General features: G+C 33.1%; 21 protein-coding genes and 5 pseudogenes. 10 read left to right on the top strand and 16 right to left on the bottom strand.

The genetic code is table 11. From position 1 onward, the window contains the following. Nucleotides 1-101: 101 nt before the first annotated feature. Entirely contained in the window at nt 102-1,601 is a 1,500-nt protein-coding gene (locus tag MHH59_RS28835) for a DHA2 family efflux MFS transporter permease subunit (RefSeq protein WP_340853456.1), read from the bottom strand. A 191-nt stretch (nt 1,602-1,792) separates the two neighbouring features. Here MHH59_RS28835 and MHH59_RS28830 point away from each other — a divergent pair, with 191 nt between their 5' ends. Next, a complete protein-coding gene (locus MHH59_RS28830; RefSeq protein WP_340853455.1) occupies nt 1,793-2,695 on the top strand; it encodes a TetR/AcrR family transcriptional regulator in 903 nt (300 codons plus the stop codon). 447 nt (nt 2,696-3,142) lie between these two features. On the opposite strand, the gene MHH59_RS28825 is transcribed toward MHH59_RS28830, so the two are convergent. After that, nucleotides 3,143-3,421, bottom strand: a complete 279-nt coding sequence (locus tag MHH59_RS28825; protein WP_201054001.1) for an AbrB/MazE/SpoVT family DNA-binding domain-containing protein — start codon at nt 3,419-3,421, stop codon at nt 3,143-3,145. 231 nt (nt 3,422-3,652) lie between these two features. Here MHH59_RS28825 and MHH59_RS28820 point away from each other — a divergent pair. Next, nucleotides 3,653-4,333 (top strand): annotated as a pseudogene (locus MHH59_RS28820) (MBL fold metallo-hydrolase); the annotation flags it as partial. Between the two features lie 262 nt (nt 4,334-4,595). Here the strand turns inward: MHH59_RS28820 and MHH59_RS28815 are convergent. Continuing rightward, a complete protein-coding gene (locus tag MHH59_RS28815; RefSeq protein WP_371411794.1) occupies nt 4,596-5,489 on the bottom strand; it encodes a DMT family transporter in 894 nt (297 codons plus the stop codon). A gap of 131 nt (nt 5,490-5,620) precedes the next feature. Between MHH59_RS28815 and pdxR the strand changes: the two genes are divergently transcribed. The 3 genes from pdxR to MHH59_RS28800 all read left to right on the top strand — a co-directional run bounded on the left by pdxR (nt 5,621) and on the right by MHH59_RS28800 (nt 10,136). Continuing rightward, entirely contained in the window at nt 5,621-7,021 is a 1,401-nt protein-coding gene (pdxR, locus tag MHH59_RS28810) for a MocR-like pyridoxine biosynthesis transcription factor PdxR (RefSeq protein WP_085311910.1), read from the top strand. 290 nt (nt 7,022-7,311) lie between these two features. Beyond that, the gene (locus tag MHH59_RS28805) at nt 7,312-8,742 is read left to right on the top strand and encodes an IS4 family transposase (RefSeq protein WP_340853453.1); all 1,431 of its coding nucleotides are present in this window, start codon (nt 7,312-7,314) and stop codon (nt 8,740-8,742) included. Between the two features lie 503 nt (nt 8,743-9,245). After that, complete coding sequence (locus MHH59_RS28800) at nt 9,246-10,136, top strand: ETX/MTX2 family pore-forming toxin (protein WP_201055194.1); 891 nt, start codon at nt 9,246-9,248, stop codon at nt 10,134-10,136. A gap of 94 nt (nt 10,137-10,230) precedes the next feature. Here MHH59_RS28800 and MHH59_RS28795 read toward each other — a convergent pair whose 3' ends face one another. The 5 genes and pseudogenes from MHH59_RS28795 to MHH59_RS28775 form a co-directional block, all read right to left on the bottom strand. Continuing rightward, nucleotides 10,231-10,803 carry a tyrosine-type recombinase/integrase gene (locus MHH59_RS28795; protein ID WP_340853449.1) on the bottom strand — a complete coding sequence of 191 codons (573 nt, stop codon included), beginning with the start codon at nt 10,801-10,803 and terminating at the stop codon, nt 10,231-10,233. Nucleotides 10,804-11,440: 637 nt separating this feature from the next. Further along, nucleotides 11,441-11,650 carry a hypothetical protein gene (locus tag MHH59_RS28790; protein WP_080020964.1) on the bottom strand — a complete coding sequence of 70 codons (210 nt, stop codon included), beginning with the start codon at nt 11,648-11,650 and terminating at the stop codon, nt 11,441-11,443. Nucleotides 11,651-11,816: 166 nt separating this feature from the next. Next, nucleotides 11,817-12,477 (bottom strand): annotated as a pseudogene (locus MHH59_RS28785) (IS6 family transposase). Between the two features lie 406 nt (nt 12,478-12,883). Continuing rightward, nucleotides 12,884-14,251 carry a glycosyl hydrolase family 8 gene (locus MHH59_RS28780; protein WP_016093800.1) on the bottom strand — a complete coding sequence of 456 codons (1,368 nt, stop codon included), beginning with the start codon at nt 14,249-14,251 and terminating at the stop codon, nt 12,884-12,886. A 391-nt stretch (nt 14,252-14,642) separates the two neighbouring features. Continuing rightward, nucleotides 14,643-15,407, bottom strand: a complete 765-nt coding sequence (locus MHH59_RS28775) for an ADP-ribosyltransferase (protein ID WP_002204075.1) — start codon at nt 15,405-15,407, stop codon at nt 14,643-14,645. Between the two features lie 725 nt (nt 15,408-16,132). Between MHH59_RS28775 and MHH59_RS28770 the strand changes: the two are divergent. Both MHH59_RS28770 and MHH59_RS28765 read left to right on the top strand, forming a co-directional pair. After that, nucleotides 16,133-16,838, top strand: a pseudogene (locus tag MHH59_RS28770) (IS6 family transposase). A gap of 63 nt (nt 16,839-16,901) precedes the next feature. After that, a complete protein-coding gene (locus tag MHH59_RS28765) occupies nt 16,902-17,039 on the top strand; it encodes a DUF3956 family protein (RefSeq protein WP_082179736.1) in 138 nt (45 codons plus the stop codon). 130 nt (nt 17,040-17,169) lie between these two features. On the opposite strand, the gene MHH59_RS28760 is transcribed toward MHH59_RS28765, so the two are convergent. Next, nucleotides 17,170-17,364: a hypothetical protein gene (locus MHH59_RS28760; RefSeq protein ID WP_002204078.1), complete on the bottom strand. Its 195-nt coding sequence runs from the start codon at nt 17,362-17,364 to the stop codon at nt 17,170-17,172. 414 nt (nt 17,365-17,778) lie between these two features. Between MHH59_RS28760 and MHH59_RS28755 the strand changes: the two are divergent. After that, nucleotides 17,779-17,937: pseudogene (locus tag MHH59_RS28755) on the top strand (IS4 family transposase); the annotation flags it as partial. Between the two features lie 345 nt (nt 17,938-18,282). Here MHH59_RS28755 and MHH59_RS28750 read toward each other — a convergent pair. From MHH59_RS28750 to MHH59_RS28740, 3 genes are all read right to left on the bottom strand, one after another. Then, nucleotides 18,283-18,735, bottom strand: a complete 453-nt coding sequence (locus tag MHH59_RS28750) for a CBO0543 family protein (RefSeq protein WP_002204079.1) — start codon at nt 18,733-18,735, stop codon at nt 18,283-18,285. Nucleotides 18,736-19,192: 457 nt separating this feature from the next. Further along, the gene (locus MHH59_RS28745) at nt 19,193-19,435 is read right to left on the bottom strand and encodes a hypothetical protein (protein WP_113937304.1); all 243 of its coding nucleotides are present in this window, start codon (nt 19,433-19,435) and stop codon (nt 19,193-19,195) included. Between the two features lie 45 nt (nt 19,436-19,480). After that, on the bottom strand, nt 19,481-20,674 hold the full coding sequence (locus tag MHH59_RS28740) for an oxalate decarboxylase family bicupin (RefSeq protein WP_340853766.1): 1,194 nt from the start codon (nt 20,672-20,674) through the stop codon (nt 19,481-19,483). A gap of 289 nt (nt 20,675-20,963) precedes the next feature. Between MHH59_RS28740 and MHH59_RS28735 the strand changes: the two genes are divergently transcribed. Continuing rightward, on the top strand, nt 20,964-21,161 hold the full coding sequence (locus tag MHH59_RS28735) for a hypothetical protein (protein ID WP_113937305.1): 198 nt from the start codon (nt 20,964-20,966) through the stop codon (nt 21,159-21,161). Between the two features lie 172 nt (nt 21,162-21,333). On the opposite strand, the pseudogene MHH59_RS28730 reads toward MHH59_RS28735, so the two are convergent. Together MHH59_RS28730 and MHH59_RS28725 are read right to left on the bottom strand one after the other, a co-directional pair. Beyond that, nucleotides 21,334-21,853, bottom strand: a pseudogene (locus MHH59_RS28730) (transposase); the annotation flags it as partial. A gap of 23 nt (nt 21,854-21,876) precedes the next feature. Beyond that, a complete protein-coding gene (locus MHH59_RS28725) occupies nt 21,877-22,302 on the bottom strand; it encodes a DUF4879 domain-containing protein (protein WP_340853445.1) in 426 nt (141 codons plus the stop codon). 426 nt (nt 22,303-22,728) lie between these two features. Here MHH59_RS28725 and MHH59_RS28720 point away from each other — a divergent pair, with 426 nt between their 5' ends. Continuing rightward, on the top strand, nt 22,729-22,845 hold the full coding sequence (locus MHH59_RS28720; RefSeq protein ID WP_002069235.1) for a YjcZ family sporulation protein: 117 nt from the start codon (nt 22,729-22,731) through the stop codon (nt 22,843-22,845). 776 nt (nt 22,846-23,621) lie between these two features. Here the strand turns inward: MHH59_RS28720 and MHH59_RS28715 are convergent. Beyond that, nucleotides 23,622-24,260: a nuclease-related domain-containing protein gene (locus MHH59_RS28715; protein ID WP_002204088.1), complete on the bottom strand. Its 639-nt coding sequence runs from the start codon at nt 24,258-24,260 to the stop codon at nt 23,622-23,624. A gap of 16 nt (nt 24,261-24,276) precedes the next feature. After that, complete coding sequence (locus tag MHH59_RS28710; RefSeq protein WP_340853444.1) at nt 24,277-24,660, bottom strand: hypothetical protein; 384 nt, start codon at nt 24,658-24,660, stop codon at nt 24,277-24,279. Nucleotides 24,661-24,766 lie beyond the last annotated feature (106 nt).

The raw sequence follows: 24,766 nt of genomic DNA, 5'->3' as shown, positions 1-24,766 counted from the left end.
ACAAACTTTCACATAGGTATAGAAGAATGTAAACCAGAGAATTTCTCTATCCTTTCTGGTTTACATTCTTTTTGTTAAAAAGAGAATCATCTTTGAATCGACTAATTTATTTTTTCATTTAGCACATCATATTGATCTGAAATTGGAACTGTTGTCCGCTTAAGGAAAAATGAGAGAATAAATGCAAAACCAGCAATAACAGCTGAGACTAGAAATGCATCATTGATCCCTGAAATAGTCGCTTCCATGGAAATATGCTGCTGTATTTTTAATAAAGCATCACCTGTAGGTGTACTTGTTAGCTTGCCCATAGTATCCGTCATCATTTCTTCTACATGTATCGCCGTCCGATTAGACATAATTGTAACAAGTAGGCTACCACCAATTGCTCCAGATACTTGTTGAATCGTACTATTCATTGCTGTACCATGTGGTGTGAATTTTGGTGGTAATTGATTTAAACCGTTCGTCATAATCGGCATCATAACCATTGAAATACCAAGCATACGTGCTGCATATAAGACGACTAAATGCGTATACCCTGTTGAACCTGTTAGCTGACTAAATAAGAATGTCGTAACAATCACGATAGCTAAGCCAATAAATGCCAACATTTTCGGCCCAAACTTATCAAATAATTTCCCTGTAATCGGCATCATAATCCCCATAATTAACGCTCCTGGTAACATGAGTAAGCCAGAATCCATAGCAGAAATGCCACGAATGTTTTGTAGATAAATCGGTAACAACAACATGGCAGAGAACATTGCCATATTTAACGCGACAGAAATGACGGATGATAGAGCGAACATTGGATATTTATATACCCTAAAATCAAGCATTGGCTCATCAAGCTTAAATTGACGGACAATTAACCCTACTAATGATGCCAATCCTATGACAATTGTTAAATAAACATTTGGCGAATCCCAGCCACTGTTACCAGCAGAACTAAATCCATATAAAATACCACCAAAGGCTAACGCAGATAACACGACGGATAAAACATCAATGGTATCATTAGTTTTTTCTTTATAATCCTGTAATTTAAAGTAACCTAAAATCCAGACTAAGAACATAATTGGTACCATCATTAAGAATAAAATTGGCCAATCATAATGTTGAATAACCCATCCAGATAATGTTGGCCCAATAGCTGGTGCGAAAATCATTACTAAACCAAACATTCCCATCGCAGAACCACGTTTTTCGGGTGGAAATGTTGTGTATAATACGTTCATTAGTAGCGGCATAATAAGTGCTGCTCCTGAAGCTTGAATCATACGAGCAGATAATAATATTGGAAAGCTTGGTGCAAATCCACCGATTAATGTACCAACTGTAAATAATCCCATAGCGGTTAAGAATAGACGTCTAGCTGTATATTTTTTGATTAAAAATGCAGTTGTCGGGATTAAAATCCCATTGATTAACATGTATCCCGTCGACAACCATTGTACGGTTGAAGCACTCACATCAAAATCCTTCATAATAGCTGGTAGAGCTATGTTAAGTAAAGTGTTACTTAATAAAGCAACGAATGCCCCAGTCATTAATATAAACAATAATCCAAAAGAAGTTTTTGATTGTTTTTCGGACATGTATATACACTCCCTTCATTTTTGTACTTTGTGTACATTTATATACTTTCGGTTTAATGAAACCTATGATACATCATTAGCGGTCTATTATCAACAAAAATATACCATCTGTACAAAATTGTACAAATGGTATATTTTTGTTATAATCTTATTATAAATATGGAAGCATAACTTATAAAGGAGTGCAGATAATGAATAAGAAAAAAAAATATGTTATAGATAAGGCACATGAATTATTTATTGAAAAAGGATATCATGCTACATCTATTCAAGATATTTTAAATCATAGTGGGATTTCAAAGGGTTCTTTTTATAATTATTTTTCTTCCAAAGGCGAACTGTTTAAAACTGTATTCAGTTCCATTCTAGAAGAGATAGAAATAGAACGGGATAAACTACTCATTGGAGAAGATTATACAGATATCACTGTCTATATAGAACAAGTTATTCTTATAATGGAGCTTAATAAAAAAAATAAATTAATGCAATTAATCGAAGACGTGATTGTATCTAATGATCCAGAGTTGATTACATTCATAAAACAGTCTAAATATCTATTTTTAAATTGGGTATATAAACGATTCTTAAATATCTTCCCAGAGAATAAAGCAATTTATTTAATGGATTGTGCTGTTATTTTCATTGGTATTTTGCAGAATATCCTTCATACGAATAATGTCTGGAATGAAACAATTACAACAAAGCAGATTGTTTCATATTGTATGGATCGAGTAAATACCATCTTAGAAGATATTAGTAAAAAAGACATTCAGCTATTTACACCCGATCACATAAATGAATTATTACCTCAATCAAGTTACAATGATTTTTTTAATAATGAGTTCTCAATTGCTACGCTAAACTTAAAAAAAACAATTGAGAAGACATTAAATGTTAAAGAACAGAAAATCACTACCTATTTAAGTCTGTTGCATTTTATCCAAGAAGAAATTATGTATAATAAAGGAAATCCGAGGGGATTTTTAATCGAGAGTGCTTTATCGACATTGAAAAACAGTCATGAACTCAATACGAGGCAGGAATATATACAGTACGAGAAAATTTTAAAAAATATGAATTATTATCCAATTTAGCGGAAAATCCAATTTTAAAAATCGTGGATACAAAAAAAGTATCCACTATAGCCAAAAAAACCTTAATGTAGCTTTGGAATAAAGCATGATTAATAACCTTTTACAAATCCACATTCTGTGTTACACAAAAAGACTCCATTTTGAAAAAAATTTGATCAAAATAGAGTCTTTCTTTGTGACTGGATGTTCAATTTTTATAAAAAATTTTAATCAAAATACATTTAGAATCCTTTAATTGAAAAGATATAGCATCGCATCTTTCTTATAAATATCGTGACTTTATTTCATATCCATATTTATTAACATAAGAATTCTTGAACAGGAAACAACAAATGTAAAAAAATATAAATGTAGACTAATTACTTGTTATCTTATTTATTTATTTATTCTAATTATTATAAATAAAGTTATTACATTAAAATGAAAAAGCCCCTATTAAGGAGCCAATTACTTTGCAATGTACTGTTGTACTTGTTTTATTAATAGCTCTGCACCTTCTGGACTTAATGTAATCTTTCCGTTCGCTAGAGATATGTTATCTTTTGAAATTTCTCCTGTTATGGCGCAAACGCCACCAGGTTGATATTTCTGTAAGACAATGTTTTCGTCTTCCACAAAGATCTCTAATGGTGATTTTTCTTTAATACCTAACGTATTTCTAAGTTCTTTTGGGATTACCACACGCCCTAATTCATCTACTTTTCGATTTATCCCTGTTGATTTCATTTTGTTCATTTCCCCTCTTCATAATCTAATGTACCCATGTGTATTCTTTGTTATTGTAACAAGCTTTAACTAAATTTGAAAAACAAAATAATTGAAAATCCATGGTAATTCTATACAAATAAAGCGCCCCTATAGAACCTATATCTATGTGGGCTACCTAATAGCATTTCGATTCCATTCCATTCTACATTATATAAATTATGATAAATCGATATTAAATAAATGTAAAAAAGTAAATTATATAAAAATGAAATTTTAAAAGAAGAAACTGGTTTATATAGCATTACTACAAAACCTGAATTTGCAATTGGGCAGACAGCTTATTTAATACAAAGTCAAAATTTTAATGTTTTGTGGGATTGTATTACTTATTTAGATGAAAATACAATACAAGAGATACATAAATTGGGAGGTATACAAGCAATTGTACTTTCCCACCCTCACTATTATTCTACACAAGTAGAATGGGCAGAAACATTTAATGTTCCAATTTATATTCATGAAGATGATAAAGAGTGGGTAAATCGTTCAAGTAAACAAATTATTTTCTGGTCGGGAGAATCTTTGGTATTAACTGATGAGATCACAATTTATCTTTTGGGAAGACATTTTAAAGGTGGAGCTATTTTACATTGGAAAGATGGCAGTGATAAAAAGGGTCTTCTTCTGACAGGTGATATCATTCAAGTCGTTGCAGATCATCAGTGGGTAAGTTTTATGTATAGTTATCCAAATTTGATTCCGTTACCAGCTGATAAAGTAAAAGAAATGGTAGATAAGATTAAAGACTTACCTTTTAATCGTTTGTATAATGCATTTCATAGAGTAATAATCGAGGATGCAAATGAAGCTGTTCAAAGATCTGCTGATCGCTATGTAAAAGCTTTACAAGGAACACTTTTTCATACTTAAATCTTAAAAATAAAGAATGACTGTTTTAACAGTCATTCTTTATTTTTAGATTTATATGGGGTCTCGCCACATCGCTATCAACCTAAGAAATCAATCACCCCCAAAACGAAAAAAACGAGTTGAATTCACATAAATAACTGTAGAAAAGTAAAAATTCCGTTTAGGGGATACTTCAAGACCTTAGCATGATGGGCATGTATAGTGCCCCCTAATAAATCACCATGTTCCGCTTCCAACCATTATCAACACTAAATTCTGATTTTTAACTAGTCTTTTTTATCCGTAATTCTATATTTTGATATTTTGTTCCAAATCCTAAAGCAATAGCAGCTCCAATACAACTTGAAAGACAGCCAGCAAATAAATATACAGATAAATCTGATTCGCCAATTATCACAGAAGCTATTCCTCCAATTGCAGGAAAAAGTGCTACCATATAACCACTTTTTGCCCCTCCAATTCTATCTACAAGTTTCAAATAGAATAACCATGCTGCAAAAGAAGCAATTAGGGTTAAGTATAGTAAAGCAGATAAGTATGAAATAGATGTTGGAAAGACTAGTTTTTCTCCTTGAAGTAATACAATCGCTCCTATCAATACACTTCCTGCTGTAAAGCCAATTGAATTTGCATATACGGGATTAACCTTATGTTTTGAATTTCTTGCAGAGCTAGCATCTCCTATCGCTGTAAGAATAGTACCTAGAATAGCCATCATAATTCCTTTTACATCATCAAATCCTTTAAAACTGTTTATATTCGGATAGATAAGAATACATACGCCTAGCACTCCTAGAATTCCTCCAATTAAAACACGAGAATGTAGCTTCTCTTTCAAAAAAATTCGAAGGGCAATTGGAGTTAAAATAACTTTCAATGAAAAAATCAACGTTACGATAGCAGCAGAACTCATTATAGTAGCATAATAGAGACATAGGTAACTCAATGCAAAATTGCAAATGCCAAATAAAACGACAAATGGAATATCTTTTCTATTAGGTTTTCCATTAGGTTTAATAAACCATATGAGAACTAAAAATAAGATTGCCGTTAGAACTAAACGGTATAATAACGAGAGTTCTAGACTAACTGGTGTACCTTGAATCTTAACTACAATAAAATTAAGTCCCCAAACAATTAAACAAAATAAATACATAATTTTAACCAACTTATCATCATTCCTCTTAAAAAATATTGTATGAATTCCTATACTTAATACTAATCTTTACTGTCATTTGTAAAAGGTACAGTTTATAATAATTTAAAATGACAGTTGGGGTGTATTAAGTGAAAGAACTCATTTTTAATATAGATCAGAGTGGTAATGTTCCAATGTATCAGCAAATATATGTTTATATACGGATGCAAATATTATCAGGAAAAATTACCTATGATACAAAACTACCTTCTATTCGACAATTAGCAGAACTTTTAAATGTAAGTAGAAATACTACACAAGTGGCTTATGAACAACTTCTAGCAGAAGGTTATATACGAAGTGAAAATAAAAAGGGCTATTTTGTACAGGCAAATATGTCTAATCAAGTACTTACATATGAGCCTACTGTAGTAACTCCTAGAGGAAGACAAAAAGATATAAGAAAAACCATTGATTTTAAAATTGGTACGGTGGACAGGGAGAACTTTCCTATTGCAAAGTGGAGAAGCCTAACAAATAAAGTCTTAATGGATCCTATCATGTATTCCTACGGGGAAAAACAAGGGGACATGTTGTTAAGGACAGCTATATCAGATTATCTGTTTCAATCAAGAGGTGTAAGTGCTGTTAATAAGCAAATACTGATTGGTAGCAGTACACAACATTTGTTATTGATTTTGACCCTTCTTTTAAAAAAAGAATTTCATCGGATAGCTGTAGAAGACCCTGGTTACAATGGAGCAAGGGAACTTTTTTCCTTACAGTCATTCTCCGTTGAACCTATATCTGTTATTGAAAATGGCCTTGACGTTGATCAATTGTGTACAACAGACACAAGATTGGTATACGTTACACCAACTCATCATTTTCCATATGGATTAACGATGCCTGTTAGTGAAAGGTTACAACTCATTAACTGGGCTGAACAGGTTAATGGATATATTATTGAGGATGATTACGATAGTGAATTTCGTTATATTCATCAACCTGTCCCCTCTTTACATAGTATAGATTCTAATGATAGAACTGTGTATTTAAGCACATTTTCTAAAGCATTATTACCCTCAATCCGTGTAAGTTACATGGTATTACCTAAACGATTACTTCCTACGTATGAGAAAATTGGGCCTTTACTAGAACAAACTGCTTCTTCTGTTCATCAAAGAACGCTAGCCTACTTTATATCAGAGGGATATTGGTATGCACATTTAAGGAAAATGAAAACTCTTTATAAACGTAAAATAAAAGTACTATGCGAAGAGATAAATAAGCATTTTAAAAACAATATAAAAATCAAGGGTTACTACTCTGGTATTTATGTAGTTATTGAAGTCAAAACTCAAATGAGCGAGAAAGATTTGATAAATAAAGCATTTAGCAATGGCGTTACTGTTTATCCATGCTCTCAATATTTTGTTAAAAAAGCACCTAAATATCCACATATTCAATTAGGTTTAGGAAACTTAAGTGAACATGAGATTACTGAAGGTATCTGTAAATTAGCAAATATATGGCTTGAAAAAAATTAAAGTTAAATGAAGTAAACGATCCTGTTACTGGAGGTATATTTAGAGATTATGGTCAAGAAGCAAGCACATTGTTTCAAAAACTAGATAATCAAAAAAGATTTTTTGAAAAAGAAATTTTTTGAAGAGTATTCTCAAATTAATGTTGAGTTTATATTAGGGGTACCATACATGCCCATCAACTTAAGATTTTGAAGTACCCCATCGCTATCCAGCTAATAAAAAGAAATATCCTCAAAATGAAAAAAATACGTTATTCTTTCTGTAGAATCATAGGAAAGGATGGCGTTTTTATGTCTATTTCTGTATCTGACGAATTACAACTATTTGCTCAAGAGATTCAAAGTTTTTTATCTCAAAATACCTTACGGGATCTTGCTAGAGATGTTGGTTTTGTACAACGAACCAGTAAGTACCAAGCAAAAGATTTAGTAGCTTTATGTGTATGGTTGAGCCAAAATGTAGCTATGACTTCTTTAACTCAGTTATCTAGCTGTTTAGAAGCATCAACAGAAGTACTCATCAGTCCTGAGGGACTGAATCAACGGTTTAATAAGGCGGCCGTCCAACTTTTACAACACCTACTAGCCGAACTACTAAGCAAAAAATTGGCCACATCTATGCCAATTTCTTCTCCATACACTTCTGTTTTCAAGCGTATTCGTATTTTAGATTCAACGGCATTTCAACTCCCGAATGTATTTTCATCGGTTTATCCAGGTACAGGAGGATGCAGCCATACAGCTGGGATAAAAATTCAACTTGAGTATGATTTGTTAAGTGGACAGTTCCTACATATTCATACAGGTCCAGGTAAACAACATGATCGCACTTACGGCTCTCTGTGTGCCCCAACTGTGACAGCGAATGATTTATGTATCCGAGATTTAGGTTATTTTCATTTAAAAGACCTTCAATATATACAAGATAAAGAGGCCTACTATATCTCTCGTATCAAGTCGAATACACGTATTTATCAAAAAAATCCTAACCCTGATTATTTTCAAGACGGAAGAATTAAGAAAGGTACAGAGTATATACAGATAGATATGGAGACGTTAATGAGCTCCCTTCAACCAGGACAAACATGTGAAATAGCTGATGCTTATGTAGGAATGATTGATAAAGTGCCAGCTCGTGTAATTGTTCATCGATTAACAAAACAACAGCAACAAAAACGATTACAAGATCAAGCTGTAAGAGAAAAAAAGAAAGGAATGAAGTATTCTCCTCGTAGTAAACGACTCAGTGGTATCAATGTATATATGACAAACACCCCTACAGATATTGTCCCGATGGGACAGGTACATGACTGGTATTCTTTGCGTTGGCAAATCGAAATTTTATTTAAAACGTGGAAGTCATTCTTTCAAATTCATCATTGTAAAAAGATAAAACCAGAACGATTGGAGTGCCATTTATATGGTCAATTGATTGCCATTCTAATCTGTTCTTCTATCATGTTTCAAATGCGCCAATTGCTCCTCATGAAGAAAAAACGAGAGCTTAGTGAGTATAAAGCCATATATATGATTAAAGATTATTTTCTTCTTCTATTCCAAACTATACAAAAAAACACCCAAGAGCTATCAAAGGTGTTACTTCGCCTGTTCAATCTCCTACAGCAAAACGGGCGGAAATCTCATCGATATGAGAAAAAAACGGTCTTTGATATATTAGGTGTCGTTTACAATTGTACCCTGTCTGATAATCAAGCCGCTTAATTCAAAAAAGTGAAACCCGTTAGGGTTTATTTCGTATGCAAATCTTTCAATCACCTACACTTGCCCTTTAGAAAAAAGAAACAATCTCGCCTAAAATTTATTTTGTATAAGCTTAGCTTGATAGCGATGGGGTCTCGCCACATGCCTATCAAGCTAATATTTTGAGTGTCCCCAAAACGGAATTTTTCTTCGTTTTGGGGAACTACCAATTTCTTAAGTTGATGGCATGTATAATGACCCCAATTAGAACATATTGCTTAATTTTAGAATTCTTATTTGTGTCTAAATAATGAAAAATAATACAGAAATTACATTCTGAAAATTGTTTTACTTCTAATTATTCTAACTATTGACTGTTTGCTATAGTCAATTCTATTATAAAATGCAAAAAATGTAGTCAGTGAGTCTGAGAAATGGGGCTTTTCATAGTAAATTGCGTAAAAATGTTACAATGGCTAGTATTGTAATTGAAGTTATATAAAATAGAAATAAGGGGGAAATTCATGAGAAAATTAATGTTTTCATTGGTAGCAACAACTATGAGTATGGGATTAATTTTTGGATCCACACCCGCAAAAGCAGATGTAAGTAGCAGGAACAGTGCATATCAGGATATTGACGAGAGAGTTAAGAAAATGGCGCAGAGTGCTGCTTGGGGGGGGCAAGAGTACAGAAGTCATACTATAAAAGATATTGAATTAAAGGGAAATCTTATCGATGGTTCTATGGTTGAAAATTCACAAGTATTAACTGTTTCGTCAGATATTTTAGAAAATAATTTAGGACATACAGTAAATATGCCTAGCACTGGGTATGAACATGAGTTTGAAGAAACGACTAGTACAACTAATACAAGCGGATGGAAATTTGGATATAATTATAACGCAAGTTTTTCGGTATTGATGGTTTCAGCTTCACAAAGTTTTAGTGTTGAATATAACATGTCTACTTCAGACACTCATGAAACAAAGGAGAAAAGAAAATTTACTGTTCCTTCAATAGAAGTTCCAGTTCCTGCTGGAAAAAAATATAAAGTTGAATATGTGTTTGAAAAAGTTAAGGTTTCAGGAAAAAATAAAATTGATGCAAATCTCTACGGTGATGTTACTTATTATTATAATAATCAGCCGATGTCACCACAGCTTTTATATTCAGTACAAGGACTTGCAGCCGATAAGCAAGGATTTGAACAAGTCATAAGAGATTCAGCTGTAGGGAACGATAGATTTGGAATTAAGACTACAGGTATTGGCCAGTTTAGCACTGAGTTTGGAACACGTCTAACTAGAACTCTTACAGACATTACTGATTCTAGAAATCCAGTAAAACTAGAGATGAAAAATGTCCCAGTTGAGTTTAAAACACTTTCGACTGACACTAGAGTAATTAAATAAAAGATAATGTCTAATTAATAATCTAATATAAGGGGTTAAAAAAGTTAAGTGCCCCCTTATATTAAACACGTTATTTTATAAGAAAAAATTAAAATTAGATTCGGAATGTATCAAGCACATTATCTTTCTCTTCTTTATTAATACCGATGTATCTTAGGGTAATTTGTGGTGTACTATGATTCAATATTTCTTGAAGCATAGCGATATCCTTTGTTTGTTTATAGAACCAATAGCCGAAGGTTTTGCGCATGGTGTGAGTACCAATGGATTCTACACCGGCAAAATCTCCGGCTTTTTGTAATTGTCGATAGGCTTGAATTTTACTAATGGGTTTATCTCCTTTTCTAGAAGGAAATAGCCAGGTACTTTTTAGCTCTTCAGCATATGGCAATACTTCATCAAAAATGGATGTAATATTTATGATACGTTCCTTTTTTGTCTTTCCTTCTTTTACTTTAAATTCTTTCCGTTTTTTTCGCTTCAGTTTTAAAATTTCACCTGTTTCCATTTTAAGTAAATCACTTACACGTAACCCTGTATTAATACCCATTAGAAATAAAATGTAATCACGATCAGAACAATGACGTTTGAGCGACCATTTCATATCATTAAGCTGTTCTATGCTCCGAATTGGTTGTACATCAATTAAATGTTGCTTTTTATCCATCTGTTTTTCAATCCCTTTATTTTCAATGATTTGAATGTATACTTTTTTGTCTTTTTTTATAATATCAATGGAATTAGATAAAAGTCAATGTTTTAGGGGAAATGAATGTAAACTTTCGAATAAAAGTTTACATTAGAACTTACAATTGAAATTCAACATACAATGCTATGAACATTTACAATATAACTTTGGTCGGTTAATAAGAAAAACCACAGCAATTGTTGTGGTTTTTCTTATTGATGAAACTGAAAGCAAACTTCTATGTAAAAGTTTACTTTCAGTTTATTGTATTATTACTGGCTAAGTAGTTTGGAGTTTCTTGTCCTATGTTCAAAAGGTTTAGACTTTCATGTCCCGTTATTGAGACATGAAAGTACCTACAAAATTTATGATAATGGCTATTTATCAACGATTGTTCATGAGATTTTAGTTTAGACTTTTATGTCTTTCTACAGCTGTTGTTGTACAAAGACATGAAACTCTAAACTTTCATTTTTGGAACTTGATTGGGACAAGAAAATCCAAACTAAAATTTTATAGATTTACAGAACTAAATCCATGTAATCTTGTGTGAACGTATAGATTTAAATACTACGTTACTTTTATTTATAAAGAAAAGACACCCTAAGATGCCTTTCTACTCTGTAACAAATTTAAATACATAGTACATAAAAAATAGACAAGATAGATATGCTAGTCTGCCAACAAGCGATTCTCTCATAAATTTCATAAGTATGACTTTGACAAGCAATGCTAAGAATAATGGTATAAACAGTACCATAGCAAGTTTGATCGCTATGTCATTTATTGTTGGATTAAATGGTTCAAAATTAATTATAATATTCACTTACCTTTCTGTTATCCGTTTATTTATATAATTTTGTCTACTAAAAAGACACCATAAGGTTCCTTCCTCCAACTTGAACCATCTTAATTTTAACCGGTTCTGTTTCAAATATAGGACACATTTCAAGGAACAATCAGGATTCCTACCGGAATTGCTCTTTACGCTGTTAATCCAAATAATTGATGAATTCTTTTTGATTGTGAACATACTGATTCCGTAAATCAATCTGTCCTTTTTTATCATATGCATGGCTTCAACACCACTCAATATAGAGGCTGCTGTTTTAAATGACTTGAACCCTAACATAGAGCGCACACGTTTCTTAATAAAATGATAATCTTGTTCCACTATATTATCGAGATATCTAACTTGCCTTAGTTATATGCCTTCAGGCATATATTTCTCTTTTTTCAACTCTTGAATCGTTACAGGATAGGCAGGGTTTTTTATCTACTGTTATCACGTGAGGTTTAGAAATGTACGAAAAAGCGCTTGGCTGCCTGTTTATTCATTGATTTACTTAGATAAAAATCAATGGTATTCCCTTCTGAACCAACGGCACGATATAAATACGTCCATTGCCCTTTTACTTTAATATAGGTTTCATCGACTCCCCATGAGTCATTTGTTGATGTAAGGTGATATCATACTTTCTCTTCTAATTGAACCTAGCGCATAATCGTTGTGTGAACAATGGATAATCCTCTTTCCTCCAGCATTTCCACCAAATCACGAAAGCTTAAGTTGTACCGTAGGTACCAACGTACAGTTAACAAGATGATGTCCGGTTGATAATGTTTCCACTTAAATATATTCTCCTTTTCCATACTGATCACGTACCTTTTATAGAGTAGTACTATCAGTATGTCCAAGTTTGATAGACCATTTTCGTATACTTCAAAGTTTTTGCACCAGAACCCATAAAAACGTTTCAATACTTTTCTGTTATTTCTAAGAATCTCTTGTTCAACAATCAAAAATGTTTCCCCTGAATTTCTAGGATTAATATCTTCAATTAAAAAAATTTGTTTGTGTCCATTTGAATAAATAGTGCATATTCATACTGATAACGCCCTTTTTAGCATGCCAGTATCAGAATGTCCAAGTTTGATAGATTTTTTGCACCAGAATCAGAAATGCTAAGTTGTTAGTGATGAGTACTCCCTCTCATATAAACAAGAAAATGTGTGAACAAAAAACGTAGGAGTATGTAGTCCTACGTTTTTTTATAAGCTATTCCTTAAATTCAGACTGAACTTCTGAATTTATTGGGCTTTGTATATTCTTTTCATCAGGAATTGGCTTCCACCAATTCCCAGTTAAAAATAACATGGTCAATAGATTATAACTATCACTGAAATAGCTTTCTTTCTTATTCTTCATCCAATCCCAACCGCTATTCACCCAAGCTTGATTGTTACTATTGGTTGTACCAGCGGCAATAAATGGTGAAACGAATACAGCTGTTGGATAATCACCAATATTTGTTCCATCTAGGCTATAACCGTCTACAATTTTAGATGGATTACCCTTTGTTTTATTTTTTATCCATGTAGTAACCTTCTCAGAAATCACCTTACTTCTCTTTTCTCCATACATTGCATAGTCCATAACAATTCGGAGTGGTACACGACTCGCATTATAGTAATATGCATCGGTATGTTTTGATTCATCTAAAAAGTTTTTAGGTGCAGGTTGTGGTGGATTTTTTACAACAAAATCAGAAATCAATCCTGTAGTTGGCGAGTATTTATTTGTAAACTGCGTATAAGTATTGTAGAGATTGTCAACGACATGAAGCCAAGTTTTATCCCCTGTAAATTCGTAGAACGCTCTTAAATGAGACATCATCCAATCAGAAGGTCTAGTATCAAATGTACTTTTCGAACCCCAATCACCTAAATTCAAACTATTATTTTTGGTCACATTACTAGCCTTAATACCTTTTGTAATCATATTTTGAGCTTCTTTCAAATAGTTGATTGTGCCATTTGATCCCCATTGCTTATGAGCAAGAAGAAGTGAGTAAGCAATGTCTAAATCCCCATCTGTCGCAGAATCAAAATGCCCTTGCGCCTTTTTGCTATCGGCTACAACCCAACCCATTAAATTTGGGTTTTCGGAACTTTTAAAAGCTCTCGCTGTCTTAAATAAGCCATTATAAATAGTTTGGGCGTTTGAATCATAACCTGCCATTAAGACCGTGATTATCATACCATAACCTTGGCCTTCTGAAGTTCCTAACGGTTTAAAACCATCCGCATTCCCAGTAATCTCTCCTTTGACATAGTAGCCACCTGGTAGTGAAGAAAGATCATTCTTTAGATACTTCTTTTTCCAATTGTTATAATAATTTATAACTGAGGTATTCAAACTTTCTTGCGAAACATGATTTGGTTTAATAACACCAGAGTAGTTTACTTGCTGTGGAAAGGGTTTCATCTCTTTAGCAACAGCTGATACTTGGGAAAAATTTGATATAGTTGAAGTATTTCTTAATGAAGTACTGTCTAAAACCTCTGCAGAAGTACAATTAGTATAACTTGCTAATCCTATCCCAAATGCACATATAACGGTGAATATCTGTTTTTTTCGGCTCATTTTTTCTGCTCCTTAAAAAAATATTTTTAAATACAGACACGATCCTATGAACACTACTCTACTAATGTTTCCATTCCATTTTACTTATGATGTAAGTTATGGTTCCTGTAATAGAAATTCAAGTTATCATGGATAATAACCCACGTAAGTTTATATACTCTCATGTGTTCCCGCTATCACAACAGCCACTAATAGACCAAATGTACTTTCAATATAACAACTCTATCAAATTTCATAACATGTTAACGTAAGATATGTAGTGCTGCTGTACATCCGTCAACTTATATATTCATACTATTCTATCAATTTAAGTCGCGTTACTGTCTATTTATATAAGTTTCAAAACTTATATTAGAAGAAAGCTTTGAATAATACGAAGGTGATTTTGTTATTACCTTTTTACTAATGCCTCAATCTTTATATGCTTTTCATCATTACTTAATTCCATTTTACTTATAATATAAGTTGTATTTCTAGGTAGTAAAAACTCATATTGTCCTGGATAAGAACTATGTTTTTCTATATATCCTCCGTGTGTTCCAGCTAATGTTTTAAATTCTATTTGGAAAACTTTTGTGCTAACTATTGGAGTATTAGATAGCAAAGAAGTACTTATATATCCATATTCCGTTTTAGATTTCCCTTTATATTTTTCTTTCAATTTATTAAATTCTTCTTTATCGATTTTGCCATTTTTTATTAATTTATTAGGGTCATCCATAAATGCAATAGGGTCATCTCCTCTGAATAAAATTACGTCCTCAGGTATCTCCCCCCTATTTAATACGCTGTCTAAAGCTAGAATATTATTTTTGTCGTTTGGATTTTTAATCTTTGTTATGTCTCCTTTGTTATCTCTAAGTGGTGTATTAAATTTCCCAGCATATTTTGTATAGCTATTTAAAACAGTCTGTTCATTTTTGTTTGGTTTCCATTTATTGTATTGTTTTTCTCCCCATTTTTTTGCTTGTTCTGGCGTTTCACACACTTTATACTGTCCTTGTTTCTTACATTCAGCTGATTCTTTTGCCGCTACTTGATACATATCTTTTTCTTCTGAAAGTGAATCAGCATATGCACTGTGACCACTTACACCGAATAACATTGATGCTGTTACAACAGCAGTTGATAATAAACCTAGTGAACGTTTCAACATTACCACTCCTTAAAATTTATTTACATAACAAACGTACTCTTTTTTTTTTAGTTTCGTAATACTTTTAAATATTTTTCAAAAGAAGTCTGACCTGATATGTTTTTTATATTTTTATAACATAGGATATTTTATAAAAATAATTTTCGAAGATTACAGTAACTGATACTCACGAAACTCAACATAAATGAGAAGGAATACATAAGAGAATTAAAGTCATTATTCGTTAATTATCTTGATATTTATACAGATTAATTAAATATTAATATGAAGTGAGGGTAACTATACATATTTTCTAGGAATTAATTGAGAAATAGTTTTATGTATATGAAAAACTATAATGTAATAGTAATATCCTTTTATGATTCCCAGATAAAAGAAATACATAGATAAAAAATAATAGATTCCAAAAAACATGTTCAACATTCGTCTGATTTTATATTTCCCACTATTTTTATAGGAGAATCTTGACAAGAGGTTTGGCCAAGAAATGTAGCGATTAATTTGATTGTATTCTCGAATCTTTAGCCAAAGTTTATAATCCGTACCTATCGCTGCCTTTTATACCATCCTCAATAAATTTTAAAATTTCAGATGTTCTTTTCATACTCTCTAAAGACAGGATTGTCTATTAATCTTTTAATGTGCTTACAATTTGGGTTCTGGTGCAAAAAATCTCTTAAACTTGTACATACTGATACTAGTACTCTAAAAAGGATGTGATCAGTATGGAAAAGCAAAACCTATTCAAGTGGAAACATTATCAGCCTGAACTGATCTTATTAACAGTAAGATGGTACCTGCGGTACAATCTTAGCTTTCGTAACCTGGTGGAAATGATGGAAGAACGAGGGTTATCAATCGCTCACACAATAATTATGCGCTGGGTTCATCAATATGGACCTCAATTAGAAGAGAAAGTACGCTATCATCTTAAATCAACAAATGACTCATGGAGGGTCGATGAAACCTATATCAAAGTAAAGGGTCAATGGATGTATTTATATCGTGCTGTAGATTCCGAAGAGAACACCATTGATTTTTATCTAAGTAAATCAAGAGATAAACAAGCAGCCAAGCGCTTTTTCAAGAAAGCCTTGGCTTTTTCGTACGTGTCTAAACTCGTGTGATAACAGTAGATAAGAACCCTGCCTACCCTGTAGCGATTCAAGAGTTAAAAGAAGAGAAACATATGCCTGAAGGCATACAACTAAGGCAAGTTAGATTTCTCAATAATATAGTGGAACAAGATCATCGTTTTATTAAGAAACACGTGCGTTCTATGTTGGGATTCAAGTCATTTAAAACAGCAACTTCTATATTGAGAGGTGTTGAAGCCATGCATATGATGAAAAAAGGACAAACCTCTCAGGGGGGAAGTCTGTCCAAAATCAAGTGAACCTCATTCATCAACTATTCGGTATTTCAGCATAAAAGCGGATTCCGTTAGGAATCTCTTCACTTCTTTATATCTTCAAAAAATGTTTGCACCAGAACCTGACAAGCTGTATTCTATTCGTAAATGACCAACCTTTTTTAGTTGTCTCAGTAGCTGGAATCGAAGTTGCTAGACTTGAGATTTCTCTTGAAGTAGCATTGACTTTAATAGCATTAGGAATTCCAATTTGTTCTTAATTAACCGATTCCAAAAGAGGGCTTCGGCTCTCTTTTTTTATTTATCCTTATCTTCCCTTAACAAATAAGACCAGAAAATTCTTGAACAAAAAAAAGAGTGCTTTTCTTCAAAGCACTCTTCCAAAGGGATTTACCAATCTCGACGGTCATCAAAATCGCGGTCACGATCATTGTTACGTCTGCGACGACATTCATCACAATCGCAGTCACGGTCACGTCTACAACGACGGTCATCAAAATCTCTATGTCTGCGTCTACCGAACATTAAATCATCCCAAAATCTATCACAATCTCTGAAGTTCTCGAAACGACAATCATCTCTCATGAATATAAGTCCCCCCCTTATTTTAATAGGATTCATCATATTCTATGTTTAAAAGTAGAAAACAGCTTGTTTACTAGTCTATCTTCTTTACCTATTTTCATTAACAACAAATAAGACGCTAAACCGATCACGGCAGCGCCTACGAGAATTGCTATTGGGAGTTACCATACATGCCCATCAAGTTAACATAACCCCACTTATCCGTATTCTATGTATCTAGAAACCTAGAAAAGTATTATGGGAACAGAAAAAAGGGTTCTGGTGCAAATATATGAAGAACATGGATGATAGTAGGTTCCTAACGGAATCGTATTTTATGCTATAAGTCCAAACACTCGGTGGATGAACTCTCTCTGATGTTGGACAGACTAATACACGTCCTATTTTCAACGTATACGTATTTTAGATGCTACTATTTTTCTTCATTCTTCCACTATGTTCAAAATGAGATAACTGTTACAACAGAAAAAACAAAAAGAATTAAGTGAATATAAAGCGATTTATATGATTCAAGATCATCTATACCTAGTTTATGAAGCTATACAAAAAAACACCCAAAAAGTATCAAGCATGTAGGCAACAAGAACGAAAACGGAAAAAACTATCTTATTTATATTGCATTGTATTTTTTGTTAATTTTTAATATTAAAACTATAAATAGAGGTTGCATCTATTTTGAGAATTTTATTACAAAATTAGTTGTAAAAGTTTAAAAACCCAAATGTAAATGTTTAACCATTAGTTTACATTCGTTTTCTTGATTTTATAGCAAATTACTCATTTTCTCCAAAATCACTAACAAGAGTATACATTCAAAAAACTGCAAATAAACAAGGTAAGGGTGCATACTACTAGTTCACATAAATCTCGTTATCGACAATCAAAAACATTCGAATTCTATTATGTTGCCTTCAGGATTTAGCTCATGACTTGTAACTTTCTTAAATAGAGGTAATACCAGTACACCCACATATAAGGGATGATATAGGAGAAAAATGTCCAAATAATATTCCAGCCGTTACCATATACGACTTTCCCACTTGAAACTAATGTCATTTCAAGAAGAGTAGTAAATAGGGATATGAAAAAGACCATCAAGTAAGGTCTTTGGGTTTTCTTTATAAAGAATATCAAGTAACTTGCCAAAATCGGATAAAGTCCTATATTAAAGGGTAAAGCAGACAAGGTTTTTTGATCAAGGAAAGGAGCAATCCTCCAAAAACCACAATAAAGGCCGAATTCATTTACGACAAAAGCAACGACACAAAAAAATGAGCCGATCAGAGGTATAATTCTTCTCTCTTTTTTGTAAAGGTGAAGAATTCCAACAGTCCAAGGTAACACAAATGCAATTAGAATATTAAATAGCATCTTGACTCTACCTTCCTTTCCTTATAACCATTTTCACCTTACTCCTTATAATTTAAACTAAAAAGGTTTTCCAAACCAACGCAACATGATAATTACAATCAACTGAATTATGATTAAATTATAAGACTGATTAACTCTTATTTTGTTCTCAAAAATATATCCCATATACACATCTAGATTACATAACTGCACTTATCGGTATTCAATGTATCTAGAAAAAACCCCTTCAGTTTACTTGGCTAAAGGGTTTCGTATTTACATAATTTCCGTTCTCGGAAGTTAAAAGATTTTGGTTTCTTGCTCAATTAAAGCACCCGTTAGTTTAAGTTCAAATTTTCACAAAAAGTTTAATAAAGAAAGGTCCTTCAAGATAATTCTTATAGGACTCCTTAAGAACAAACTTTTTAAAATGATTTTCCGCAATTTTCAACTAATTTTAAAAAGCATCTAAGAAATTTCAATAAACGACCCCTGATTGACAATATTTCGATGGTTGGAGGAAATAATTCTCCCCCACGACAACCTCATAGAAAATTAATTGGTTAGATAGAACTCTAAATGTTTTTTTATATAAGTTGGTAACAGCTTCATCACTTAGGTAAGTTTCTATCAATTCTTTTTCGCCATTAATTGCTTCCCCTCTTGCTTTTATAACTGCTTGTGTAATCTCAGCTGAGTGGTCGTAGATTGTCTTGTACATAGTAATCAGCTCCATAACTATATGGATAAACAAATCTACTCTTATTTACCTGTTTTTTGGGTAGTAGGAAAACCCGGGATATTTCACAACTGGCCATTTCTCCTTGCGTAGAGAATCGAGCAATTCTGATCCAACATTTAAGTTGCTTTGAACTAATTCTTTAGGAGTCAGTGCCATCCATTGGTTCAGCGACACATCTTCAAAGCGGTCGCTTTTGAACATTTCTAAAAACCATAATGTTTCTGTACCGGTGTTTTGAATATAGTGTCCAGTTGCAAAGGGTACATATCCGACATCACCGGCTCTATAATCAAATGTACGTGCTGCACCGTTTCCAGTAAATACAGTCATTCGCCCTTGTCCGGTAAGGTAATACTGCCACTCGTCGTTATTGGGATGCCAATGAAGTTCTCTCATTGCACCTGGTTCAATCTCAACGAGTGCGGCTGCGATTGTTTTTGAGATGGGAAAGTTTGTAGAGTCTACAATTCGAACGCTACCACCAGGGGTCTTGATAGGTGTTTGTTTTAACAATTCGTGCTTGAAGGTTAAAGGAATTTCTCCTTCAGGTGACTGGACTTCCTGACTCTCAAGCGAACCCGGTACCTCTCCTTGATAAATATAGATTTGCTCTGAAGGAATAGAGCTAAAAGCACTTTCTGGCACTCCGAAATTAGCCGATAGAACTTCTTTTGGCGTATGTGCAAACCAGTCGGAAATAGATAAAGTAGATAGATCAGAAAAATGTCCATCATCGAAGACAAGCAGAAATTCGCAATGCTCCAATCCTTGAATCGAATGCGGAATACCAGTTGGAAAGTACCAAAGATCACCTGGCCCAACGTCAGCAATGAAATTTCTCCCTTCTTGGTCAACGGCTGTTATGCGTGCCTTTCCTAAAAGCATATATGCCCATTCTGCTTGTTTATGCCAATGGAGTTCACGTACTCCTCCGGCCGTTAAACTCATATTTACCCCAGCAATCGTAGTCGAAACCGGAAGTTCTCTAACAGTAATCTCCCGTGACCATCCCCCGTGATTTAATGTCATAGAAGTGTCTGAGAATGAGAATTTCAAGTTAGGAACTAATCCTGCATCTGTAATAGGTGGGACGAGCATATTCGGATTTTGAATATCTCGCATAATATTACGCGGGCCTGAGTCAATCCCTCCAGCTCCATCACTTCGGATAGGTTGAGGCACGTTCCCACCCACTTGATTAACAGTTCGTTTATCCATCATAACACCCCTCGTTAATGAGATTATTAAGGGAAAATTCTTTTTCATAGTATATGACTTGGGCTTCAAATGGTTACTGTGCCTATTGATAAAAAATACAGGGCATCCCTTAATAAAGAAATGCTCCCTTAGTTTAAAATTAATATTAGAAACCACTTCTAAATATTTTTATGAATACACTTTCAATAACATAAGATCTTTGTTATGTACAAAGACATAACATGTAAAGAGTTCATATCATGTAAAAAGTTCATAACTGATAGCTACGAAAGGAGAGAAATAAGTTATTATGGGAATTTCATATTCTAACGATGCACGGCAATTCGCACTTACATTACACTCTGGACAAGAGACACAGCAGGCAATTCACCATGTGATGATACATGATCCCTTTTTTTCACATGTCATACATCATCATGTTATACACCATGTTATACATCCAACTGGTTTTTCAACAATTCCGTTTGGTTCATCATATTATTTCTAAAGAAGGCTATTTGCTTTCCTTTTTTCTTTATGGGGTACCGCCACATCGCTATCAAGCTAAGCTTATGCAAAGTCAATTTTAGGCGAGATTGTTTCTTTTTTCTAAAGGGCAAGTGTAGGTGATTGAAAGATTTGCATACGAAATAAACCCTAACGGGTTTCACTTTTTTGAATTAAGCGGCTTGATTATCAGACATGGTACAATTGTAAACAACACCTAATATATCAGACCGTTTTTTTCTCATATCGATGAGATTTCCGTCCGTTTTGCTGTAGAAGATTAAACAGACGAAGTAACACCTTTGATAGCTCTTGGGTGTTTTTCTGTATAGTTTGGAATAGAAGAAGAAAATAGTCTTTAATCATATATATGGCTTTATACTCACTAAGCTCTCGTTTTTTCTTCATGAGGAGCAATTGGCGCATTTGAAACATGATAGAAGAACAGAGTAGAATGGCAATCAATTGACCATATAAATGGCACTCTAATCGTTCTGGTTTTATCTTTTTACAATGATGAATTTGAAAGAATGACTTCCACGTTTTAAATAAAATTTCGATTTGCCAACGCAAAGAATACCAGTCATGTACCTGTCCCATCGGGACAATATCTGTAGGGGTGCTTGTCATATATACATTAATACCGCTGAGTCGTTTACTACGAGGAGAATACTTCATTCCTTTCTTTTTTTCATGCTACGAATATATAAAACTGATTATTTAATATATAACGAAGTGCGCCACGTATCTCTTGGATAATTTATTGAAGTCTTTTGATATTCAAAAGTCCCTTCTTGATGATTTGATGCGTCCCATTTATATTCCCAACCTACAATAGGATTACCACCAATTATTTGTGAACCAATACTTTTTACATCAAATCCATTCATTTTGGCAAAAGGAAACTGGCCATATCCTATTTCTTTTGTGTAAACATATAAGTAACTTCCCCCATGATCTTTAGTTGTACTAAAACTATTTGGAGTAATGTATTCAACTCCACCCAATTGTGATTCCACTTTTACTACACTTAAAGAAGTTAGAGGTACTGCTGGTACTGCTGATGCCTCCGATGCCATTCCTAACCCAACTACCGCTGCCACCGCTAATGATGATATCCCTAATGTAACTTTTTTAAACATATAAACATCCCCTTGTTTTATAATAAGTACAAGTTTGATATTAGCAGCGATTTATAAGAATATTCCTTATTTTGAAAACGTTAACAAATTCTACTTTTTTCGATATGAAATTTAGCATATCGATTGACATACAGGATAATCCATCCACTATTTTCGATATAAAAACTATTAACCCAAAATATAGATTTGAATCATATTTCTCAATGAACAGAATAACTTAACGTGGTAAAATATTATTTGGATGGGAGTCCAATACATATTATTAAAATTAAAGTGGTTCAAGTCGGAGGAAGGCGCCTTAGGGTGTCTTTTCTTTATTTTCAAAAGGACCTGCTCAATTAATCCGTAAAAACATAAGGTAAAGTGAACCCGTTAAAATACATGAATGACCTTAATTTTCCCCTCCTACTCAAAGGAGAGATTAAAATGGGATTTGGTGGTAGTTGCGGTAGTTGTGGCGGCGGCGGCTTTGCTGGAGGCTTTGCTTTATTAGTTGTATTATTTATTTTATTAATCATCGTTGGAGCTTCTTGCTTCTGCTAAAAAACTATTAGAAAATTCACATTAAATTAATTAAGCTTTATAAAGAGATGTTGTAAAATATAAATTGGGTGGGAACCCAGATATATTTGTGCTGTAAGAAAAATCTTATGTAGATTAAGTAATGAGAGGCACTTCAAGAGGAGTGCTTTTCTTTATGCGTTAAAAAACCCACCTATTTCCGTAGGTGGGTTTTATCTTTATTACACAATATCAAAGTATACTCTCTTTTTCCCGTAAACTTTATGTAATTATGCATATTCGTAAAAATTACATCAAATGAATATTACATGTAGTAAAATATAAATTGTGGACACGTTCTATAAAGCTGGTTCTCCGATTAGAAGGCGTAACACATCTCAACCATATAGATGTGGCGTTGCTTTAATCTAGCCAAACAAATAATCTCGATTCTCTTGTATTTGTACACTAACAATCTAGTAAAAAATAAATGATTCTGTTTTATAGAACGTGTTTACTTAATATCCAGTAAATTGGTTCAAGTCGGAGGAGGGCAGGCACCATATGTAAAGGTACCATTCTTGGACATTCTCAAAACAAAAATAAAAACGATTTATAATAACCATGCGTGAATACTAAAGTCCATTTCAATTGAAATGGACTTTAAAACATTATATAAAAAACCTCTAATCATTTTTCTTCATTATTAAATCTTCTGAGTTTCCTTTTAGTTTGTAATACTTCATGTTAAGGCGAATAGCTATTACAGATATTACGACAAACCCTATTATATATAACATGTCTCTTTCCTCATTTTCTTATTGTTTAGCGAACTTATTATGTAAATATTTCAAATGTTTCTTTTCAATATCCTTATCAGTAATATTTGCCCGCAATATAGTTTGATAGATACACTGGACCTCTTCTTTTGTTAATTGAACGTCAGTATAAGATTCAATGCATTTCTTCAGATTGTTATAATATAAGACGTGTTTAGCTTTAGAATGAACGTCTACCCTTTTCAGGCTACATTTTGGATGGAATGTTGCAATGGATATGTACGGCAGCTGCTGCTCCATAATCCATTCAACCGCTTTAATATGTTTATAGTTTTGTCTAAACGGATTTTGGAAGGAGTGTTTTTTTCTAAAAATACCTTGTGTCCATCTTGCCGCTTTCTCGCTCCCATAGATCCAACCTTCATAATTTTTTGTTTCAATAATGAATACACCTGTTTCCGCTATTACAATATGGTCAATTTGCGTTGTATCACCATACTCAGTATTAACTGTCACATCATGTAACACATAATAACTTTCGGGTTCTAATTTGCTTAAGATGCGTTTCACCATTTTTTCTCCGGCTTTTCCTTTCCATTTTGGTACATGTCTTTTTACAATGATATTCAACGGAATCAGAATCGCAATGAGAACTAATTCAAATATTAATACTTTCATAATATAAGCCTCCCTTTCACACTCTTGCGTTTCTGCGCATTAAACGATACACATGAGTTTCTAATCCTAAAATAAAATATGAGATACATAGGCCTTTTATCACCATCTCTACAAATCCCAATGCTAATGAAGCAATAAGCCCACCCCGAAATTGAAAGGGTCTTGTCACCCTTCGATTCACTGGCTTTTCAATGACGCCAAAATTAGCCCAGGTAGGTAAACGCTTTTCCACATTCTTTACGGTACCCATTAATCCATATTTAAGCGACAGAATGAAACATCCAATTAGTAAATACACAATAGAAGAAAAATAGATAGATAGACCTATAACGATAATTGTGAGCAACCAACCTACCAAAATAGAATTTCGCAAAGCAATATATTCTCGATTTCTTTTCAAAATAAACAGTCCTTTCAAAATAAATTAGCACATTTTAAATGGTAAATATTTACATTTAAAAATAAGCATGATATGATACGTCTATATTAATTTACGAACTAGCCTA

Source organism: Bacillus sp. FSL E2-0195 (assembly GCF_038003645.1).
Taxonomy (GTDB): Bacteria; Bacillota; Bacilli; order Bacillales; family Bacillaceae_G; genus Bacillus_A; species Bacillus_A mycoides.
Note: the sequence above shows the minus strand (reverse complement) of the source record. Positions and strands in the feature narration are given on the sequence as shown.

Coding starts and splice junctions, on each gene's coding strand:
- MHH59_RS28835 (WP_340853456.1), bottom strand. CDS start 1,601: ATGTCCGAAAAACAATCAAAAACTTCTTTTGGATTATTGTTTATATTA.
- MHH59_RS28830 (WP_340853455.1), top strand. CDS start 1,793: ATGAATAAGAAAAAAAAATATGTTATAGATAAGGCACATGAATTATTT.
- MHH59_RS28825 (WP_201054001.1), bottom strand. CDS start 3,421: ATGAAATCAACAGGGATAAATCGAAAAGTAGATGAATTAGGGCGTGTG.
- MHH59_RS28815 (WP_371411794.1), bottom strand. CDS start 5,489: ATGTATTTATTTTGTTTAATTGTTTGGGGACTTAATTTTATTGTAGTT.
- MHH59_RS28805 (WP_340853453.1), top strand. CDS start 7,312: ATGTCTATTTCTGTATCTGACGAATTACAACTATTTGCTCAAGAGATT.
- MHH59_RS28800 (WP_201055194.1), top strand. CDS start 9,246: ATGAGAAAATTAATGTTTTCATTGGTAGCAACAACTATGAGTATGGGA.
- MHH59_RS28795 (WP_340853449.1), bottom strand. CDS start 10,803: ATGGATAAAAAGCAACATTTAATTGATGTACAACCAATTCGGAGCATA.
- MHH59_RS28780 (WP_016093800.1), bottom strand. CDS start 14,251: ATGAGCCGAAAAAAACAGATATTCACCGTTATATGTGCATTTGGGATA.
- MHH59_RS28775 (WP_002204075.1), bottom strand. CDS start 15,407: ATGTTGAAACGTTCACTAGGTTTATTATCAACTGCTGTTGTAACAGCA.
- MHH59_RS28760 (WP_002204078.1), bottom strand. CDS start 17,364: ATGAGAGATGATTGTCGTTTCGAGAACTTCAGAGATTGTGATAGATTT.
- MHH59_RS28750 (WP_002204079.1), bottom strand. CDS start 18,735: ATGCTATTTAATATTCTAATTGCATTTGTGTTACCTTGGACTGTTGGA.
- MHH59_RS28745 (WP_113937304.1), bottom strand. CDS start 19,435: ATGTACAAGACAATCTACGACCACTCAGCTGAGATTACACAAGCAGTT.
- MHH59_RS28740 (WP_340853766.1), bottom strand. CDS start 20,674: ATGGATAAACGAACTGTTAATCAAGTGGGTGGGAACGTGCCTCAACCT.
- MHH59_RS28735 (WP_113937305.1), top strand. CDS start 20,964: ATGGGAATTTCATATTCTAACGATGCACGGCAATTCGCACTTACATTA.
- MHH59_RS28725 (WP_340853445.1), bottom strand. CDS start 22,302: ATGTTTAAAAAAGTTACATTAGGGATATCATCATTAGCGGTGGCAGCG.
- MHH59_RS28720 (WP_002069235.1), top strand. CDS start 22,729: ATGGGATTTGGTGGTAGTTGCGGTAGTTGTGGCGGCGGCGGCTTTGCT.
- MHH59_RS28715 (WP_002204088.1), bottom strand. CDS start 24,260: ATGAAAGTATTAATATTTGAATTAGTTCTCATTGCGATTCTGATTCCG.